This window comes from Paucibacter sp. DJ2R-2, from assembly GCF_025717675.1.
In the GTDB taxonomy this organism is placed as follows: domain Bacteria; phylum Pseudomonadota; class Gammaproteobacteria; order Burkholderiales; family Burkholderiaceae_C; genus Paucibacter_A.
This window is the reverse complement of record NZ_JAJIRT010000001.1, coordinates 801,259-818,221: the sequence shown is the minus strand read 5'-3', so window position 1 is coordinate 818,221 and position 16,963 is coordinate 801,259. Positions and strand designations below refer to the sequence as shown.

The window sequence follows — 16,963 nt, the reverse complement described above, 5'->3', positions numbered from 1 at the left end:
GGACCGCAGAGGACGCAGAGACCAAAATCTTGTTCCTCTCTCTGCGACCTCTGCGGTCCTTCGCGCACTCTGCGTTCGAATTGAAGCCTCAGCGAACGACGGCTCTGTGCCGCCAGCAGCCTGCCGCCGAACACACGTAGAACGAAGGTGAAGCCATGAAGATTGCTGCGATTCAGATGGTGTCGGGGCCCGATGTGGGCGCCAACCTGGCCCGGGCCCGCCACTGGCTGGCCGAGGCGGCGGCACAAGGCGCGCAGCTGGCGGCCTTGCCCGAGTATTTTTGCCTGATGGGCCGGCAGGACGGCGACAAGCTGGCCTTGGCCGAGAGTGACGGCGATGTGCAGGCACCGATCCAGCGGGCGCTCAGCGAGGCCGCGGCCGAGCTGGGCCTGTGGCTGGTCGGCGGCACCTTGCCGCTGCGCACCGCCGACCCGGCCCGGGTGCGCAACGCCTGCTGTGTCTACGCGCCCGATGGCCGACGCGCCGCGCGTTACGACAAGATTCATTTGTTCCGCTACGACAACGGCCGCGAGGCCTATGACGAAGGACGGGTGCTGGAGGCAGGCAGCGAGCCGGTGACCGTGCAAGCGGGCGATTTGCACGTGGGGTTGAGCGTCTGCTACGACCTGCGCTTCCCGGAGCTCTATCGCGCCATGAGCTTTCAGCCTGGGCGGGCAGCTTGTGATCTGTTTTGCGTGCCGGCGGCCTTCACCTACACCACCGGTCAAGCCCATTGGGAGCTGCTCTTGCGTGCCCGTGCGGTCGAAAACCAGGCCTATATCGTGGCACCGGCCCAGGGTGGCCGGCATGAGAATGGCCGCAGGACCTGGGGCCACTCGATGATCGTCGACCCCTGGGGCGAGGTGCTGGGCTGCCTGCCGGAAGGCGAGGGCCTGGTGCTGGCCGATGTCGACACGAGCCGCCTGGCGGCCGTGCGCGCGCAGCTGCCGGCGCTGCAGCACCGCCGGCTCTGACCTTTTGTCGTCTCCACCGCCATGCTTTCGATTCCGTCCCTGCATCTGACGCGACGCTGCGTTCTGGCTTGCGGCCTGGCTGCCTTGCTGGCGGCCTGCGGCACGCCGGCCGACGCGCCGGCCATGCGCCTGGGCCAGGCGGAGAGTCTGCAGCTGCGCAGCTGGGTGCCGAACGGCCTGCGCGCGCAGATGCAGCTGATGCCGGTGACCGGCGGCCAGCCGACCGGGCGTTTCTGGGGCGCCAAGATCAGCAACAACTCCTTGCAGGAAGCGCTGGAGGAATCGCTGCGCGACACCGGTCTGTATGCGCCGCGCCCGCCCGAGGCGCGCTATGAACTGCGCGTCAACCTGGTGCAGCTCGATCAACCGATGGTGGCCGTGCTCGATGCCAAGGTGGCGGTGACGCTGAGCTACACCGTGGTCGAATCGCGCGGCGGCCGCACGGTCTATGAGCGCAAGCTGCGCACCCTGCACACCACCGAATTCAGCTCCGCCATGCTGGACCCCAATGAGCGCATGCGCATGGCCAGCGAGGCCGCGATACGCAGCAATTTGAATACCTTGCTGCGTGAGTTGCTCGAATTGAAATGGCCGGAGTGAGCGTTTGAGCTGACAAATTGCCGCAAGCGCCGCTGCGTTCTGTGATCGCCTTTGTTGCTGCTCCGTATTGCCTCTGTGTCTCTCAAGAAACAGAAGCCACAGTACGGACGCAGAGCCAACAGCCGAGGGGCGCAGAGCGCGCAGAGGTCACTGCTGAAGCCTCAGCTCTTTCTGCGTGCTCCGCGTCTCTTTGCGGCCTCTGCGCACGTGTTTCATCATTTGCGCCGGGCGCCGATAGGAGCCTTGGGTGCTCTGTGGTCGGATTTGAATTGATCCTGCGCTCCGAGCTCAGCCGATGCCGAAGGGGTCGTCGATCGAGTGAGCGGGCTGGCTGAACCAGCGCGGGCCGGCCTCGGTCATGTAGACATGGTCTTCGTGGCGCACGCCGAATTCGCCGGGCACGCAGATCATGGGTTCATTGCTGAAGCACATGCCGGCCGCCAAGGGGGTGTCGTCGTTGTCGACCAGATAGGGCCACTCGTGGATGTCCAGGCCGCAGCCGTGGCCGGTGCGGTGGGGCAGGCCGGGCAGTTCATAGCGCGGCCCCAGGCCGGCGGCTGCGATCACGCGGCGTGCGGCGCGGTCCACCTCGCAGCAGGGCGTGCCGATCTGCGCGGCCGCAAAGGCCGCGGCCTGCGCCGCTTGCTCCAGATTCCAGATCTCGCGTTGGCGCGCATTCGGCGTGCCGAAGACATAGCTGCGCGTGATGTCGGACATATAGCCCTCGACCAGGCAACCGGTATCGATCAAGACCATATCGCCCTCGCGCAGGCGCTGCGCCTCCTTGACCCCATGGGGAAAGGCTGTGGCGGCGCCGAAGAGCACGATACAGAAGTAAGAGCCGCGCGCACCGACGGCACGATGGCCCGCGGCGATGAAAGCCTCGACCTCGGTCGTGCTGATGCCTTCGTGCAACATGCTGGCGGCGGCCTGATGCACGGCCAGGGTCAGGTCGTGCGCGCGCTGCATCAAGGCCAGCTCGGCGCTCGATTTGCGCATGCGCAGTGCTGCCGTCACCGCTTTGGCATTGACCCAGGCCAGGCCCTCGCGCTGCAGACCGTCGACCACAAACAGCGGCGTGTCCTCGCTGATGGCCAGGCGGCTGGCGCTGGCGCCCAGGCCCAAGCCGGCCAGCACGCGGCGGCACAGGGCGTAGGGGCTCTCGTGCTCCTGCCAGACATGCAAGGGGCCGGGCAGCACCATGTACTCGCGCAACGTGCCTTCCTCAAACGCCGGGGCGATGTACTGCGGTTCGCCTTCGGCCGGGATGATCAGGCCGACCAGGCGTTCGCTCGGATGCCAGACCGTGCCGCTGAAGTAACGCATATTCGTGCCGGCATGGGCGTACAGAGCGGCCAGGCCTTGCTGGCGAAGCAGGGCCTGCGCGGCGCCCACGCGTTGGCGGTACTCGTCCAGGCCGATCGGTGTCACCGGCTCCAGGCCTTGGAATTGCCGGGCCAGTTGGGCCAGGGCTTCGGATGCGGTGCTGCCGCCCACGCCTCGTGTCATCGTTGAACTCCGTTGCAAGTCAGTCAATAAATATATTTAAAGAATACTTTAACCGCAAAGCCCGATAAGCCGTGGCGGTTTGGGTCTATCGCGTACAAAGCGGGCCAAGGACGCGGCCCATCGCATGCCAGCGTCAAGCCTAAGGAAGATCTGCATAAATCAGTCCGGCCCCTGCTAGCGCGGCCTCGGGCGGTCTGCGGCCTTGCACTTCTCGCCAATAGCTACGGCTATTGGCTTCAAACTGCGCCTTGCAACCCATCCCGATCCGCACTGCATGGTCTCGCCCCGATTTATGCAGAGCTTCCCTAACGACGAGGAGTTTCTTTGATGCTTGAATTGATTCTGGGCCTGTTGATTTTTCTGGGTGTGCATTCGGTGCGCATCCTGGCCGAGGACTGGCGCAGCGCGCAGCGTGCTCGCCTGGGCGAGGCGCGCTGGAAGCTGATCTACACCGTGCTGTCCCTGCTCGGTTTCGGCCTGATCGTCTGGGGCTTTGGCCAGGCGCGTCTGGCGCCGCAGCTGCTGTGGGCCGTGCCCAAGGGCATGAATCACCTGGCCGCCTTGCTGACCTTGTTGGCCTTCATCCTGCTGGCGGCTGCCTATGTGCCGCGCAATGCGCTCAAGGCACGGCTGCGCCACCCCATGATCCTGAGCGTCAAGCTCTGGGCCCTGGCCCATTTGCTGGCCAACAACACCGTGGCCGAACTGCTCTTGTTCGGCGGCTTCCTGATCTGGGCCGTGCTGTGCTTCCGCGCCGCACGCCAGCGCGACCGGGCCCATCCGCCGGCGGCCCTGGCCAGCTCAGCTGCAGGCACGGCACTGACCGTGCTGATCGGTACCGCAGCCTGGGCCGGCTTCGCGTTCTGGGCCCATGCGGCCTGGATTGGCGTGCGACCTTTGGGGTGAGAGGCTGACTTCGGCACATAGCAGCCTTTGGGTTTGGTGGTGATCGAACCGACTGGGTACTCTGCTCCGTTCATGTCCCCCGTCGCCCGACTGCGTCGGGCGCCTCCTCCTTTACTTCACTTCGCAGAGCACCCAGCCGGCCCGATCCAGCACGACCTTGCCCCTTCGACGAAAACGCCAACGGTGGATCTGCCAAGGGGTGTCGGGTGAGTGCTGAAGCGAAGTCAAGGAGGAGGTCCGCGCGCAGCGCGGGCCGGGGGACATGAGCGGAAGCACTCGCCCGGCGACCCTTGGCAACAGCCCAATCTGAGCGACAGCTCTGTGCCGAAAGCCGCCTGGACATGGCGCGGAACACGCCCATGAAAAAGGGGCCTCACGGCCCCTTGTGTTCACGGCTTGGAAGACAGCCTGTTCAAGCGGACTGCTGCTTGCGACGGCGCACCCAGGCGCCCAGGCCAGCCAGGCCGGTCAGCATCAGTGCATAGGTTTGCGGCTCGGGGATGGCGGCGATGGCGGCGACGGCCAGATCGGGCTGGTCGGAGAAGACGCCGTCCAGGCCCAGATTCACAAAGGCCTGGACCTGCCCGGCCATATCGCCGAAAGCGGCCGGGTCGGCGCTGCTGTCGAATTCATTGGGCAGGAAGACGTTCTCGGCACGGAAAGTCCAGCCATGCACCACGAGGCCACGCTGATGAGCGTTCGAGATCAACTGAGTCGGCGTTCCGAGCTTGCCGCCGACCAGAGGGATCATCAGATTGGTGTTGGAGCCGACGCCGTCAGCATAGCCCTTGATGAAATCGAGGCCGGCGGCTGAGGCCAGCTCGGCATAGCTGCGGCTGTCGTCAAAGGGATTGCCGCTGCCATTGAGCAGCTGGACGATGCGAATGTCGGTCTTGCCGTTCACGTACTCGAGGTTGTGCACTTCGAAGGACTGGATGAACACCGGCGCATTGCGGTCATTGCCGTAATTGGCGTGCAGGGTCTCGACCAGCTTGTCTTCCATGCGCTTCAGGCCGTTGGCATCGGTGAAGTTCTTGAAGTAGCTCGGGTGCTTGGTCTCGGGATAGATGCCGATGGTGCGGCCGGTCTCGATGGACTTCGCCTTGGCCAGGTTGATGACCTCTTGCAGCGTCGGGATCACGAACTGGTTGTTGTAGCTGTTGTTGCCCAGGCGCAGGTCGCGCAGGCGCTCCTGGGCGCGGATGTCGCTGCGGATCTCGGCGGCCGTGAAGTCCTCGGCGAACCAGCCGGCCATCTTGACGCCGTCCACGGTCTTGACCTTGAGACGGTCCGAGTACTTGGACAGTTCCCAGACATTGGTGCTGGTGTCGGTGCGATTCAGCACGGGATTGCCGTTGACCAGCTTGATCGAGCCATCGGCGTTCAGGTCGACACGGCCGAGCAGGGGCTCGTGGCGGGCCAGCAGCTCGCCGTCCTTGGTCATGACCAGATCGGGCTCGATGAAGTTGGCGCCCTGGGCGATGGCTAGGCTGTAGGACTCCAGCGTGTGCTCGGGGCGGTAGCCCGAAGCGCCGCGGTGGCCGATGACGATGGGGGCTTCGCCGCTCAAGGTATTCCAGGCCTGTGCGGGCAGGGTGGTGCCGAGGCTCAGCAAGGCAGCCAGGCTCAGAGTCGAGATCTTCATGGGGGAACTCCGGACATTGATGGGGAAAGCCGGCAGCATGCAAGCGGGCAATGACGCGGGCGTGAGTGCCCATGGACCGAACGGCTCATGCCCGCGCGAGGCTTGTTAGAGTGCGGCCCATGCATCCACTGAAACGCCTGCTGGCCTACGCCCAGGGCCACCGCCGCGAGATCCGCGCGGCCACGCTCTACTCCATCCTCAACAAATTCTTCGACATCCTGCCCGAGGTGCTGATCGGCGCCGCGGTCGATGTGGTGGTGCGTGGGGAGCAGAGCTTTCTGGCCAAGAACATCCTGGTCGGCGTTGGCATCACCGACACCTGGCAGCAGCTGCTCTTCCTCGGTGCGCTGAATATGGTGGTTTGGATGGGCGAGTCCTGGTTCGAGTTCCTGCTCGAGCTGAAGTGGCGCGGCCTGGCCCAGAACATCCAGCATGAGCTGCGCCTGGATACCTACGGCCATGTGCAGAAGCTGGAGCTGGCTTACTTCGAGAATCAGCGTACCGGTTCGCTGATGTCCATCCTCAACGACGACATCAACCAGCTCGAGCGCTTCCTCAACGGTGGCGCCAACCAGATCATCCAGGTGGTCTGTTCCTCGCTGATGGTCAGCGCGGTCTTCTTTGCCCTGCAACCGGGTCTGGCCGTGGTGGCCCTGCTGCCGGTGCCGGCCATTCTGTTCGGCACCTTCTGGTTTCAGAAGCGCCTGGCGCCGCGCTATGCCGAGGTGCGCGAGGCGGCCGGTGATGTCTCGGCCCGGCTCAACAACAATCTGCTGGGTCTGGCCACCATCAAGGCCTTTGCCACCGAGAACCTGGAGGCCGATCACATCGCCCAGGCCAGCCGGGGCTATCTGGAGTCGAACGCCCGCGCCATCCGCCTGAGCTCGGCCATCACCCCGGTGATCCGCATGGGCATCCTGGCCGGCTTTACCGCCACCCTGGTCTACGGCGGCTGGCTGACGATTCACGGCGACCTGGCCGTCGGCGCCTACTCGGTGTTGGTCTTTCTGACCCAGCGCCTGCTCTGGCCCATGACCCGCCTGGCCGAGGTGGCCGATATGTACCAGCGCTCCATGGCCGCCACCCAGCGCGCCCTGGGCCTGCTGGACACGCCCATCCGCATCGCCTACGAGGGCGAGCATTTCCCGGTGGCGCAGGCGCGCGCCGCCCTGCGCTTCGAAGGCGTGGGTTTCGCCTACGCCGAGCAGCCCACGCTGCAGGGCTTGAACCTGGAGGTGCCGGCCGGCCAGACCGTGGCCTTTGTCGGCAGCACCGGCTCGGGCAAGTCCACCCTGGTCAAGCTGCTCTTGCGCTTCTACGAACCGCAGCAAGGCCGCATCCTGTTTGATGGCCGGCCGATTTCAGAGCTGAACTTGCAAGACCTGCGCCGCTGCATCGGCTACGTCGCGCAAGACAGTTTCCTGACCGACGGCACGATTGCCGAGAACATCGCCTACGGCATGGCGGAGGCCAGCGACGCGCAGATCCATGAGGCCGCGCGCCTGTCCGAAAGCCTGGAATTCATCGAGCGCCTGCCCCTGGGCTTTGCCACCCGCGTGGGCGAACGTGGCCAGAAGCTCAGCGGCGGCCAACGCCAGCGCCTGGCCCTGGCCCGTGCCATCCTCAAGAACCCGCCGCTGCTGATCCTGGACGAAGCGACCAGCGCGGTCGACAACGAGACCGAGGCGGCCATCCAGCGCTCGCTGAACGTGGTCAGCCAGGGCCGCACCACCCTGGTCATCGCTCACCGTCTGTCCACCGTGAGGCAAGCTCATTGCATCCATTTGCTGGAACACGGCCGCATTGTCGAGAGCGGCACGCATGAGCAGCTGCTGGCGCAGGGCGGTGCCTATGCGGCGCTCTGGCGGCTGCAGACCGGCGAGCTCTGAATCAAAAAGCGCTCTGGGCCTCAGGGCTGAGGCAAAGCCTGACGCAGTTCGGCCGGGAGCTCGGCGCCAAACCATTTCATCGTCAAGCGCCCCAGCTGGCCTTGCTGGCGCAGCTGTTGCAAGCCCTGGCTCAGCTGTTCTTGTACTGCTGGGGGAAGATTGCGGCGGGCCAGCAGGTGGTAGGGCTCGACCTGCAGGGGCGGCAGCAGCACGCGAATGCGGTCCTGCACGCCCATGCTTTGCATCGTGTACCAGGCATTGCTGAGCGGGAAATAGAAAAAGCGGCCGCGGCCGGCCAGCAGCATGCGTAGATTGGCCTCGGTGTTCAGGCCACGCGCATGCAGATGCAGGCCGCCCATGGCCTGCAGCAGGGGCAGGCGCGAACTGTCGTGGTTGAGCAGCACCAGGCCTTGCTCGCCCAAGGCTCTCAGCGCATCCCAGCTGCCAACCTCGACCGGGTCCTCGGCACGCGCCAGCAGCACATAGGGCATGTTGTAGAGCTCGGGCTGCACAAAGACGAAGTCCTGTTTGCGTTCCTCGGTGCGGGTGAGGGCGCACAGCAGATCCAGCTCGCCCGATTTGACCTGTTGCATGAGCCGCTTCTGCGGCAAGGCCTCCGCAAGCAGCTCGATGCGCAGGCCCAGGTCCAGGCGATTCAGCGCCGCGATCACATCGGCGCAAAAGCCGCTCTGCGTGCGCGGGCCATGCTGCAGCCACTTCGGGGCGCCGCCTTGCTCGGCGGCCGTGCGAAGGGTGAGGGTGTGGGCTGTGCCCGAGCCCGCATGTGCCGAGTCGGCTTGGCCGCCCAGCATCAGGAGGGCGGCCAGCCAAGCCAGGCCCAGGCTCATGCCGCGGGGCCTGGTCGGCCTGGGTCGCTGCGCAGTGGCCCGACGTCCTGCGACCATGGGGATCAGTCCCGTCGCCGTGTGGTCGCGAGGCGGAACTTGGCCATATGGCTGACCAGGCTCTGCGCCTGCTGCTTCAGGCCTTCGGCGGCAGCCGCCGATTCCTCGACCAGGGAAGCGTTTTGCTGCGTCATCTGGTCCAGCTGGCCGACCGCCTGGCCGATCTCGCCCAGGGTGTTGGCTTGTGCGCTGGTGGCGCTGGAGATCTCGGCCACGATGTGGGTGACGCGCTGCACGCTCTGCACCGCGTCGGCAATGGTGGCGCCGGTGGCGCTGACCAGCTTGCCACCGGCCTCGACCTTCTCGGCCGAGGCGCCGATCAGGCTCTTGATCTCACGCGCCGCCTGAGCACAGCGCTGAGCCAGGGCCCGCACCTCGCTGGCCACCACGGCGAAGCCGCGCCCCTGCTCGCCGGCACGGGCCGCTTCGACGGCCGCATTCAGAGCCAGGATGTTGGTCTGGAAGGCGATGCTGTCGATGACACTGGTGATGTCGGCAATGCGGGCCGAGGACTGCTGGATGTCCGTCATCGTGTCCACCACCTGCTGCACCATGGCGCCGCCACGGTCGGCCACGGCCGCAGCCGATTTGGCCAGCTCGTCGGCTTGACGGGCGGCCAAGGCATTGGCCTGCACGCCTTCGCGCAGCTGCATCATGGCCGCGCCGGTCTGCTCCAGGCTGCTGGCGGCCTGTTCGGTGCGGTTGGACAGGTCCATATTGCCGCTGGCGATCTCGCTGGAGGCCATTTCCACCTGCTCGGCCACATGGCGCACATCGGCAATCGTGGCGCCGAGCTGGGCGCGCATCTGGTCCAGCGACTCGGCCAACTCGGCCAGCTCATCGCGGCCTTGCACCACGACCGCCTGGCTCAGATCGCCTTCGGCGATGCGGGCGGCCATCTCTCGGGCCTGGTCCAGCGGCGTGGTGATGCTGCGGGTGATGGACAGGGCGATCCAGATGCCGCAGGCGGCTGCGCCAATCAGCAAGCCGCTGATCAGGCGGAAGGCTGAGCGCGCCTGTTCCTCGGCCACATCGCGCGCCTGCTGCAGCTCCTTGCGGCTTTGCTCGGCGTAGCCGTGGATGGGCTCCAAGTACGCCTCCATCGCCGGGATCAGCTCCGCCACCACGCGGGCGCGCACATCGCTGCCGGCGGCCTTTTGCTTGCCGATGTCGTCGCGCAGCTCCTGGTAGCGCTTGCGGGCCTGGTCGATCTTGTCCTTGATGCGCTCGCTCTCCGCGGACTTGGGCAAATCACCCAGGGCGTCCTGGATCTTGTCGACCCGGGCGCTGACTTCCTTGGATTTGGCGGTGAAGGCCTTGACGAAGTCCGCATCGTCAGACCAGATGGTGATGATGCGGCGTTGGATGTTCGATTCGGTCAAACCGGCCCAGCTGCGCGCCAGATCCAGGGCTTCCATATCGACATTGACGAGGCGCTCAATCCGGTCATTGAGTTGCTGGATGCGCCAGATGCCTAGGGCCGAGCCGGCCAGCAACAAGCTCATCACCAGGGCAAAGCCCGTCAGGACGCGGGCCTTCAGGCGCATTGATTGCACGAGAGCAAGCATGGGGTGTGTCTCCTTCGCAGTTCTAACTGCGGATTTTTGGGTGTGTGTTTTGCTCGCTCCCTGCGAACACTCTAGCGCCTGAGGACGGGAATGCCCAGCGCTCGGCGCACTGTCAGACCCCTGTGATCGGCTGCGGCGCCGGCTAACTTGAGCGTTCGCAGTGCCGCCGGGGCGCTCTGCGACAAGCTCCGTCGACAATCGACAGCAGCGCGCGGTGGAGGCTTTCGTTTCGCTGCCCCGGCGCCCTCATCGGCGCGGCTACCTTCTTGTTATCCGCTCAGATCCCAAGACCATGCAACTCATGCCAAACGCCAGCCTGCAATTGATCCACACCCCGGTGTCGCACCGCGTGCGAACCGTGACCGTGCGCGACGATATGGTGGGCTGGCTGCTCGCGGGCCACAAGCGTCTGGTCGGGCCGCAGAGCGAGACGCCGTTCCGTGCCGGCGAGCTGTTCTGCATCGCACGCGGCACCCAGTGGGACATGGTCAACCAAGCCCCGCCCGGTGCGGCCTACCAGGCGCACATGCTCTTGTTCACACCGCAGCTGGTCGAGCGTTTCCACCAGCGCTTCCCGCAGTTTGGCGGTCAGGCCGCGCTGGCGGGCTGTGCCGGCACGCGGGCAGACGAGGCCCTGGCTGCCAGCTTTCGGCAGGCGGTGGCGGCGCTGCAGGACGAGCAGGCCTCGGAGGCGCTGCGCGAACACCGGGCCCTGGAGGTTTTGCTCTTGCTGGCCGAGCGAGGTCTGGTCTTTGCGCTCGCAAGTGAGCTGAGCTGGAGTGAGCGCGTGCAGCGCCTGGTCGGCCAGCGCCCTCAGGCCGATTGGACCTTGGCCGAGTTGGCCAGCGCCTTCCACGTCAGCGCCAGCACCTTGCAGCGGCGCCTGGCCGAGGAAGGCAGCTCGGTCAGTGCCTGCCTGCGCGAGCTGCGCATGGAGCTGGCCATGGCCTTGCTGCAGGGCAATGAGCTGCCCGTCTCGGAGATCGCGGCGCGCTGCGGCTATCAGTCCCACAGCCGTTTCAGCGCCGCATTCCGTAAGCGCTACGGATTCGCGCCCTCGCATCTGCGGCCGACGTGAGCGGGCTGGCGGCGAGCGAGCCGCGATTGAAGTGCCGCGCACAGTGATTGACGCCGGCGGGCTGACGCGCCGCTCGGGCGCGCGCGACCATGAGGCCTTGCCCTTTTCACCATTCCTTCTCTCAGAAGAAAGGCCTTCACTCATGCATTCCCAGCCCCGCTTTCGCCTCCTGATCGCCGCTGCGCTCTTGGCCATCACCGGCCTGAGCCAGGCCGGCAGCTTCCAGCTGCGCAGCCCCGATATCCCGGCCAACAGCCACATCGCCCCGCGCTTCGAGTTCCAGGGCTTTGGCTGCTCGGGCGAGAACCAGTCTCCGGCCCTGAGCTGGCAGGGCGCGCCCGCCGGCACTCAGAGTTATGCCATCACCGTCTACGACCCCGACGCGCCCACCGGCTCGGGCTGGTGGCATTGGTCGGTGGTCAATCTGCCCACCGATACGCAATCCCTGCCGGCCGGTGCCGGCGCTGTGGGCGACGCGCTCTTGCCGGCGGGTGCGCGCCAGGTGCGCATCGATTACGGCGTGGCCGGATGGGGCGGCATGTGCCCGCCACCGGGCGATCGCCCGCACCGCTACATCTTCACCGTGCATGCGCTCAAGGTCGCGAAGCTGGATCTGCCGGCCGATGCCACGGCCGCCTTGGCGGGCTACATGATCCGCGCCAATACGCTGGCCACGGCCAGTTTCAGCGCGCGCTACGGTCGCCCGGCGGCGCGCTGACAGGCACGCTCAAAGCAAGCCGCGCGTCTGCGCCATCAAGCGCGTCAGGCCCAGCATGCCGTCGGTGAAGGGCGTGGGCAGCGTCAGGTGGCGGCCGATCTCGCTGACGGCGCCGACCAGGGCGTCCAGCTCCAGCGGCCGGCCGGCTTCTGCGTCCTGCAGCATCGAGGTCTTGAAGGCGCCGAGCTTGCGTGTGACGGCGTGGCGCTGCTCGGGCGTCTGTTCGACGGCACAACCGATGCGCGCGCCGATGGCCGCGGCCTCCAGCATCACGTTCGTGACGAAGCCGCGCACCAGTTCGTCGTCGAGGATGCGGTCGCAGGTGGCGCCGGTCAGGGCCGAGATCGGGTTCATGGTCATATTGCCCCAGAGCTTGAACCAGATGTCGCGCTGGATGCACTCGGACACGGTGGCGTTGAAGCCCGCGCGGCCCAGCAGCGCGGCCAGCTCGTTGATGTGCGCCGGCTGACCGCCGGCCGGGTCGCCGAGGATGAGCCCCATGCCCATCACATGCCGGACCAGGCCCGGCTCGGGCGTCGTGCAGCTGGCGTGCACCACGCAGCCGATCACCCGCTCCGCCGGAATCAGGCCGGCCACCACACCGCCCGGGTCCACCGATTCCAGCTGCAATCCCTCAGCCTCGCCGGTCAAGCCCTGGAAGAACCACCAGGGCACGCCGTTCATGGCCACCAGCACACGCGTCTGTGGGCCCAGCAAGGCTTTCACCGCCGGCGCCACGCTGGCCAGAGCCGGGCCTTTGACGGCCAGCACGATCAGGTCGGGCTGGCCCAGTTCCTCGGGCTTGTCGCTGGCGTGAATGGGCACGGTGATGCGCTCGCCGCCGATCAGGTCCATGCGCAGGCCATATTGGCGCAGGGCGGCCAGGGTGGTGCCGCGGGCCAGAGCGCTGAGTTCGACGTCGGCGCCCAGCTGATGGCCGACATGGCCGGCGAACCAGCCGCCGATGGCGCCGGCGCCGACGATGCAAATTTTCTTGGTCATGAGGAAACTCGAGGAAGGCCCGGAGAAGGCCCGAGGAAGGCCCGGAGAAGCCGAGCCGAGAACGAGGCAGTCTCGCACAGCGCCGGCGCCGGATTCCTGCGCGGGGGGAGGCGCCGCTCCGGCCGCTCAGGCCGCCAAGGCCTGGCCCATGTCCGACGGGGCCGCCGCGTTCTGGCCTTGCCGCCAGCGGCGTTCCTGCACCACGATGGTGATCACATAGACCGCCACGATCAGCGCCGGGATCAGCACAAAGCGTTGGGCCGGGAAGGCGTACCAGGCGGCGACGCAGAGGAGGCTGCGGGCGATGGCATGGAAGGCGCCGATCCAGTGCTGGATGATCCAGCTGTAGGGCAGCCACATCAGGCCGGCCAGTACGCCGAGTGTCAGCGGCAGCGATTCATGGTTCTGCGCCGCCCAGGGCAGGGCGATGGTGAAGACCAGCAAGCTCATCAGCATGCCGGACATGAAGAGGCGGTCGAACTCGTTCTTGGGCCGGCCCTTGGCGAAGAAGTTCTCGCCGGTCAGGCGCGACAAGCCCATGCCCAGGTAGAAGATTGAGCCGGTGGCGAAGTAAAGCGTCATCACCGCCTGGAAGGGCGTGCCCAGCCAGCCGACCAGGCCGATCACCGCCCAGGCCAGGGTGCCGGCCAGGGGCATGGCCAGGCCGCGGCGGCGGCTGAATTCTTCGCGCTGAACTTCCAGGCTGCGGCGTCCGGCGCTGAGGTCTTGTTGCGGGGTCATGGCGGGGCTCCTAGATGGCGGTGGGAGATGAAGAAACCGAGGTGCCGCCATGGTGCCGGCCGCGGCCGTGGCGTCTGGCCCTGATTCGACGAATCGACAGCTGCCGCGACGCGAAGCCAGACTGGGCGATGAAGAGGGGGCCGCTTGCGACAATGCGCGCCACTGCTTCCTTCTTGCCTCCCTTGCTCAGCCGCCTCTGCCGGGCCTGCCGATGATGATCAATACGTCCTCTGTGTCCGATGCCCCGGGCCTGCCGCTGGCCGGCCTGCGCGTGATCGAGTTCACCCATATGGTCATGGGCCCGACCTGCGGCATGGTGCTGGCCGATCTGGGCGCCGAGGTGATCAAGATCGAACCCCTGGATGGCGACAGCACGCGCCAGCTGCTCGGCTCGGGCGCCGGCTTCTACCCCCTGTTCAACCGCAACAAGCTCAGCCTCAGCCTCGACGTCAAGGACCCGCGCGGCCTGGAAATCGTACTCAAGCTGGTGGCCGGCGCCGATGCCTTCAGCGAGAACTTCCGCAGCGGCACCATGGAACGCCTGGGCCTGGGCTATGAGGCCCTGAGCCGCCTCAACCCGCGCCTGATCTATGTCTCGCACAAAGGCTTTCTGCCCGGCCCTTACGAGCACCGCACGGCGCTCGACGAGGTGGTGCAGATGATGGGTGGCCTGGCCTATATGACCGGCCGCCCGGGCGACCCGCTGCGCGCCGGCAGCAGCGTCAACGACATCATGGGCGGCATGTTCGGCGCCATCGGCGTGCTGGCGGCCCTGCAGCAGCGTCAGCAGACCGGGCGTGGCCAGCAGGTGCAGGCCAGCCTGTTCGAGAACAACATCTTCCTGGTCGCCCAGCACATGATGCAGTTTGCCGTCACCGGCAAGCCGGCCGCGCCCATGCCCGAACGCATCTCGCCCTGGGGCATTTACGACGTGTTCGCCGTGGCCGATGGCGAGCAGATCTTTCTGGCTGTGGTTGGCGACACGCAGTGGGCCACTTTTTGCCAGGCTTTTGACTTTGCCGATCTGCAGGCCGACCCGCGCCTGCTGACGAACAATCTGCGCGTGCTGGAGCGTGCCTGGTTGATCCCCGAGCTGCGCCGCCGTCTGCAGCCGCGCGCCGCGGCCGAGATCGCGGCCGTGTTCGAGGCGGCCGGCCTGCCCTTTGCGCCCATCACCCGGCCCGAGCAGCTGATGGACGACCCGCATCTGCTCGCCACCGGCGGCCTGGCGCCCATGACCCTGCCCGATGGCCGCGCCACCCGCGTGCCCTTGCTGCCCCTGAGCCTGGACGGTGAGCGCCTGGGCCTGCGCCGCGACCCGCCGCGGCTGGGCCAGCACAGCCGCGAGCTTTTGCGCGGCTTGGGCTATGAGGACGCGGCCATCGAGGCCCTGGTCGCCGAGGGCGTGCTCGGCGTGCAAGGTGAGGGCGTCGCGCCGGCTTTGGGCTGAGCTGAGTCTGCGCTGGGGCGAAATGGCGCAGGGAAGGTGCTGGGCGGAGGCCGGCTGCGCTAAGGTGTCGCCATGCCCTTGAGCTCCTCTCCCTCTCCTTCTTTTTCCTTCTCGCCCGCCGCCGCCCAGCGCCGTTTCAGCCTGGGCTTTGCCGCCGTGATGTTGGCCGTGGGCCTGCTGCACAGCCTGTCCGAGCTGCAGCAGTACCGGGCCCATGGCGGGCAGCACCCCTGGGAGCCATTTCTCTGGGAGCTGAGCTCGACCCTGTGCACGGCCTTGCTGGCGCCGCTGATCTATCGTCTGCATGCGCGCAGCCTGCGATTGCCCGGGTGGCCGCCGGCGCTGGCGCTGCATCTGGGCGGCGCACTCGGCTACACCGCCCTGCATGTGGGCGGCATGTTCGGCCTGCGCTTTGCCGTGTACGCGCTGACGGGCGTGGCCTATGAGCCCGGCAGCCCGGGCGATATCGTGATCTACGAGGCCGGCAAGGATGTCGTCAGCTATGGCTTCATCGTCGGCCTCTGCCATGGCCTGCAGCTGCACGAGGCCAGCCGCCAGCGCGAGCAAGACCTGCTGCGCCTGCAGACCGAGCTGGCCGAGGCCCGGCTGACGCGCCTGGCCGAGCAGATCCAGCCACACTTTCTGTTCAACACCCTGAACCTGATTTCCTCGGTGATGTATGAGGACGTGGCGCGTGCCGACCGCATCGTCTGCGATCTGGCGGCCCTGCTGCGCCAGGCCCTGACCGCCCAGGAAAACGGCCGCCACAGCCTGGCCCAGGAGTTGGACTTGATCCAGCCTTATCTGGCCATCATGCAGGCGCGCTTTGGCGAACGCCTGCAGGTGGAGATCGAGGCCAGCGAGGCGGCGCGGGCCTGCCTCTTGCCCAGCCTTTTGCTGATCGCTCCGGTCGAAAACGCCATCACCCATGATGTGGCGCACAGCACCGGCCCGGTGCGGCTGCGGCTCAGCGCCGAGCTGCGCGCGGGCCGCTTGTGCTTGCGCGTGCACAACAGCGGCCGGGCGCCAGCGGCCTTCGAACGCGAGGGCTCGGTCGGTCTGGCCAACACCCGCGAACGCCTGCGTGTGCTCTACGGCGAGGCCGCGCGCGTGAACTTGGCCGCCGATGGCGCCGGCGGCACGGTGTTGGACATCGAGTTGCCGGAGCAGCGGGCGTGAGCGTTGAAGCGCCAGGCGGGCCGGCGCCGCTGCGTGTCTTGATCGTCGACGACGAACCGCCGGCGCGCGCCAAGCTGCGCCGCCTGCTGACCGCCCAGCCCGGCATCAGCTTGTTGGCCGAGGAGGCGGGCGATGCCGAGGCGGCCCTTAGCGTGGTGCAGGCCCAGCGCCCCGATGCCGTGTTTCTCGACATCCAGATGCCCGGCCGCAGCGGCCTGGAGCTGGCGCTTGATCTGCCCGAGGGCACGCTCTGCGTCTTCTGCACTGCCTTTGATCAGCATGCCGTGCGTGCCTTTGACCTGCATGCGGTGGACTATCTACTCAAGCCCTTCACGCCTGAGCGCTTGGCCGAGAGCGTGCAGCGCCTGCTGCAGCGACGCCGGGCCTTGGCGCCGGTGTCCGCTGAAGTTCCGCGTCAGGCCTGGCTCAGTGCCTTGCAGCAGATTCAACCGGTGCCCGGCCATTGGCTGGTGCCGCAGCGGGGCGGCGCGGGCTTGTTCAAGCTGCCGCTGGCCGAAGTCGAATGGGTGGCCGCGGCCGACAACTACATCGAGTTGCACGCCCCGCCGGCTGCCCATCTCGACCGTTGCACCCTGGCTGACTTTCTGGCCCATGCCAACGTGCAAGGTCGCTTCCTGCGCGTGCATCGCAGCCATGCCATCAACCCGGCTCATGTGCTGGGCCTGACGGCCTTGCCGCGCGGCGAAGCCGAGCTGTTGATGCGCTCGGGCGTGCGCCTGCGGGTCTCGCGCAGCCACCGCGCGCAGCTCGCTTGAGGCGGGAAAAGTGTCAGCAATTG

At 66.9% G+C, this 16,963-nt stretch carries 15 protein-coding genes; 9 read left to right on the top strand and 6 right to left on the bottom strand.

The window, feature by feature from the left end; all coding sequences use genetic code 11:
- The first annotated feature begins 155 nt into the window (after nucleotides 1–155).
- Together LNV28_RS03575 and LNV28_RS03570 are read left to right on the top strand one after the other, a co-directional pair.
- On the top strand, nucleotides 156–974 hold the full coding sequence (locus LNV28_RS03575; protein WP_263516464.1) for a carbon-nitrogen hydrolase family protein: 819 nt from the start codon (nucleotides 156–158) through the stop codon (nucleotides 972–974).
- Nucleotides 975–995: 21 nt separating this feature from the next.
- Nucleotides 996–1,574 (top strand): hypothetical protein, encoded by a 579-nt coding sequence (locus LNV28_RS03570; RefSeq protein WP_263516465.1) that lies wholly within the window; start codon nucleotides 996–998, stop codon nucleotides 1,572–1,574.
- Between the two features lie 288 nt (nucleotides 1,575–1,862).
- Here the strand turns inward: LNV28_RS03570 and LNV28_RS03565 are convergent, their stop codons facing one another.
- Nucleotides 1,863–3,083 (bottom strand): M24 family metallopeptidase, encoded by a 1,221-nt coding sequence (locus LNV28_RS03565; RefSeq protein WP_263516466.1) that lies wholly within the window; start codon nucleotides 3,081–3,083, stop codon nucleotides 1,863–1,865.
- Nucleotides 3,084–3,410: 327 nt separating this feature from the next.
- Between LNV28_RS03565 and LNV28_RS03560 the strand changes: the two genes are divergently transcribed.
- Complete coding sequence (locus LNV28_RS03560) at nucleotides 3,411–3,989, top strand: NnrU family protein (RefSeq protein ID WP_263516467.1); 579 nt, start codon at nucleotides 3,411–3,413, stop codon at nucleotides 3,987–3,989.
- Nucleotides 3,990–4,401: 412 nt separating this feature from the next.
- Here the strand turns inward: LNV28_RS03560 and LNV28_RS03555 are convergent, their stop codons facing one another.
- A complete protein-coding gene (locus tag LNV28_RS03555; RefSeq protein WP_263516468.1) occupies nucleotides 4,402–5,634 on the bottom strand; it encodes a glycerophosphodiester phosphodiesterase family protein in 1,233 nt (410 codons plus the stop codon).
- Nucleotides 5,635–5,753: 119 nt separating this feature from the next.
- Between LNV28_RS03555 and LNV28_RS03550 the strand changes: the two genes are divergently transcribed.
- The gene (locus tag LNV28_RS03550) at nucleotides 5,754–7,523 is read left to right on the top strand and encodes an ABC transporter ATP-binding protein (protein ID WP_263568735.1); all 1,770 of its coding nucleotides are present in this window, start codon (nucleotides 5,754–5,756) and stop codon (nucleotides 7,521–7,523) included.
- A gap of 20 nt (nucleotides 7,524–7,543) precedes the next feature.
- Here LNV28_RS03550 and LNV28_RS03545 read toward each other — a convergent pair whose 3' ends face one another.
- Both LNV28_RS03545 and LNV28_RS03540 read right to left on the bottom strand, forming a co-directional pair.
- Complete coding sequence (locus LNV28_RS03545; protein ID WP_263516470.1) at nucleotides 7,544–8,371, bottom strand: substrate-binding periplasmic protein; 828 nt, start codon at nucleotides 8,369–8,371, stop codon at nucleotides 7,544–7,546.
- A 62-nt stretch (nucleotides 8,372–8,433) separates the two neighbouring features.
- A complete protein-coding gene (locus LNV28_RS03540; RefSeq protein ID WP_263516471.1) occupies nucleotides 8,434–9,996 on the bottom strand; it encodes a methyl-accepting chemotaxis protein in 1,563 nt (520 codons plus the stop codon).
- Between the two features lie 292 nt (nucleotides 9,997–10,288).
- On the opposite strand from LNV28_RS03540, the gene LNV28_RS03535 reads away from it, so the two are divergent.
- On the top strand, nucleotides 10,289–11,074 hold the full coding sequence (locus LNV28_RS03535) for a helix-turn-helix transcriptional regulator (protein WP_263516472.1): 786 nt from the start codon (nucleotides 10,289–10,291) through the stop codon (nucleotides 11,072–11,074).
- 142 nt (nucleotides 11,075–11,216) lie between these two features.
- Nucleotides 11,217–11,792, top strand: coding sequence for a YbhB/YbcL family Raf kinase inhibitor-like protein (locus LNV28_RS03530; RefSeq protein ID WP_263516473.1), 576 nt, complete (start codon nucleotides 11,217–11,219; stop codon nucleotides 11,790–11,792).
- A 9-nt stretch (nucleotides 11,793–11,801) separates the two neighbouring features.
- Here the strand turns inward: LNV28_RS03530 and LNV28_RS03525 are convergent, their stop codons facing one another.
- Together LNV28_RS03525 and LNV28_RS03520 are read right to left on the bottom strand one after the other, a co-directional pair.
- Entirely contained in the window at nucleotides 11,802–12,794 is a 993-nt protein-coding gene (locus tag LNV28_RS03525; protein ID WP_263516474.1) for a 2-dehydropantoate 2-reductase, read from the bottom strand.
- 126 nt (nucleotides 12,795–12,920) lie between these two features.
- Nucleotides 12,921–13,535, bottom strand: a complete 615-nt coding sequence (locus LNV28_RS03520) for a DUF7010 family protein (protein WP_263516475.1) — start codon at nucleotides 13,533–13,535, stop codon at nucleotides 12,921–12,923.
- A 214-nt stretch (nucleotides 13,536–13,749) separates the two neighbouring features.
- Here LNV28_RS03520 and LNV28_RS03515 point away from each other — a divergent pair, with 214 nt between their 5' ends.
- The 3 genes from LNV28_RS03515 to LNV28_RS03505 all read left to right on the top strand — a co-directional run bounded on the left by LNV28_RS03515 (nucleotide 13,750) and on the right by LNV28_RS03505 (nucleotide 16,940).
- A complete protein-coding gene (locus LNV28_RS03515) occupies nucleotides 13,750–14,985 on the top strand; it encodes a CaiB/BaiF CoA transferase family protein (protein ID WP_411969919.1) in 1,236 nt (411 codons plus the stop codon).
- Between the two features lie 72 nt (nucleotides 14,986–15,057).
- Nucleotides 15,058–16,164 (top strand): sensor histidine kinase, encoded by a 1,107-nt coding sequence (locus LNV28_RS03510; RefSeq protein ID WP_263516477.1) that lies wholly within the window; start codon nucleotides 15,058–15,060, stop codon nucleotides 16,162–16,164.
- Nucleotides 16,161–16,940 (top strand): LytR/AlgR family response regulator transcription factor, encoded by a 780-nt coding sequence (locus LNV28_RS03505; RefSeq protein ID WP_263516478.1) that lies wholly within the window; start codon nucleotides 16,161–16,163, stop codon nucleotides 16,938–16,940. The genes LNV28_RS03510 and LNV28_RS03505 overlap by 4 nt, the downstream gene beginning before the upstream one ends.
- Nucleotides 16,941–16,963: the final 23 nt, after the last annotated feature.

What these genes read in the sequence shown, in the direction of transcription:
- LNV28_RS03575 (WP_263516464.1), top strand. Translation starts at nt 156, where the DNA reads ATGAAGATTGCTGCGATTCAGATGGTGTCGGGGCCCGATGTGGGCGCC.
- LNV28_RS03570 (WP_263516465.1), top strand. Translation starts at nt 996, where the DNA reads ATGCTTTCGATTCCGTCCCTGCATCTGACGCGACGCTGCGTTCTGGCT.
- LNV28_RS03565 (WP_263516466.1), bottom strand. Translation starts at nt 3,083, where the DNA reads ATGACACGAGGCGTGGGCGGCAGCACCGCATCCGAAGCCCTGGCCCAA.
- LNV28_RS03560 (WP_263516467.1), top strand. Translation starts at nt 3,411, where the DNA reads ATGCTTGAATTGATTCTGGGCCTGTTGATTTTTCTGGGTGTGCATTCG.
- LNV28_RS03555 (WP_263516468.1), bottom strand. Translation starts at nt 5,634, where the DNA reads ATGAAGATCTCGACTCTGAGCCTGGCTGCCTTGCTGAGCCTCGGCACC.
- LNV28_RS03550 (WP_263568735.1), top strand. Translation starts at nt 5,754, where the DNA reads ATGCATCCACTGAAACGCCTGCTGGCCTACGCCCAGGGCCACCGCCGC.
- LNV28_RS03545 (WP_263516470.1), bottom strand. Translation starts at nt 8,371, where the DNA reads ATGAGCCTGGGCCTGGCTTGGCTGGCCGCCCTCCTGATGCTGGGCGGC.
- LNV28_RS03540 (WP_263516471.1), bottom strand. Translation starts at nt 9,996, where the DNA reads ATGCTTGCTCTCGTGCAATCAATGCGCCTGAAGGCCCGCGTCCTGACG.
- LNV28_RS03535 (WP_263516472.1), top strand. Translation starts at nt 10,289, where the DNA reads ATGCAACTCATGCCAAACGCCAGCCTGCAATTGATCCACACCCCGGTG.
- LNV28_RS03530 (WP_263516473.1), top strand. Translation starts at nt 11,217, where the DNA reads ATGCATTCCCAGCCCCGCTTTCGCCTCCTGATCGCCGCTGCGCTCTTG.
- LNV28_RS03525 (WP_263516474.1), bottom strand. Translation starts at nt 12,794, where the DNA reads ATGACCAAGAAAATTTGCATCGTCGGCGCCGGCGCCATCGGCGGCTGG.
- LNV28_RS03520 (WP_263516475.1), bottom strand. Translation starts at nt 13,535, where the DNA reads ATGACCCCGCAACAAGACCTCAGCGCCGGACGCCGCAGCCTGGAAGTT.
- LNV28_RS03515 (WP_411969919.1), top strand. Translation starts at nt 13,750, where the DNA reads ATGATCAATACGTCCTCTGTGTCCGATGCCCCGGGCCTGCCGCTGGCC.
- LNV28_RS03510 (WP_263516477.1), top strand. Translation starts at nt 15,058, where the DNA reads ATGCCCTTGAGCTCCTCTCCCTCTCCTTCTTTTTCCTTCTCGCCCGCC.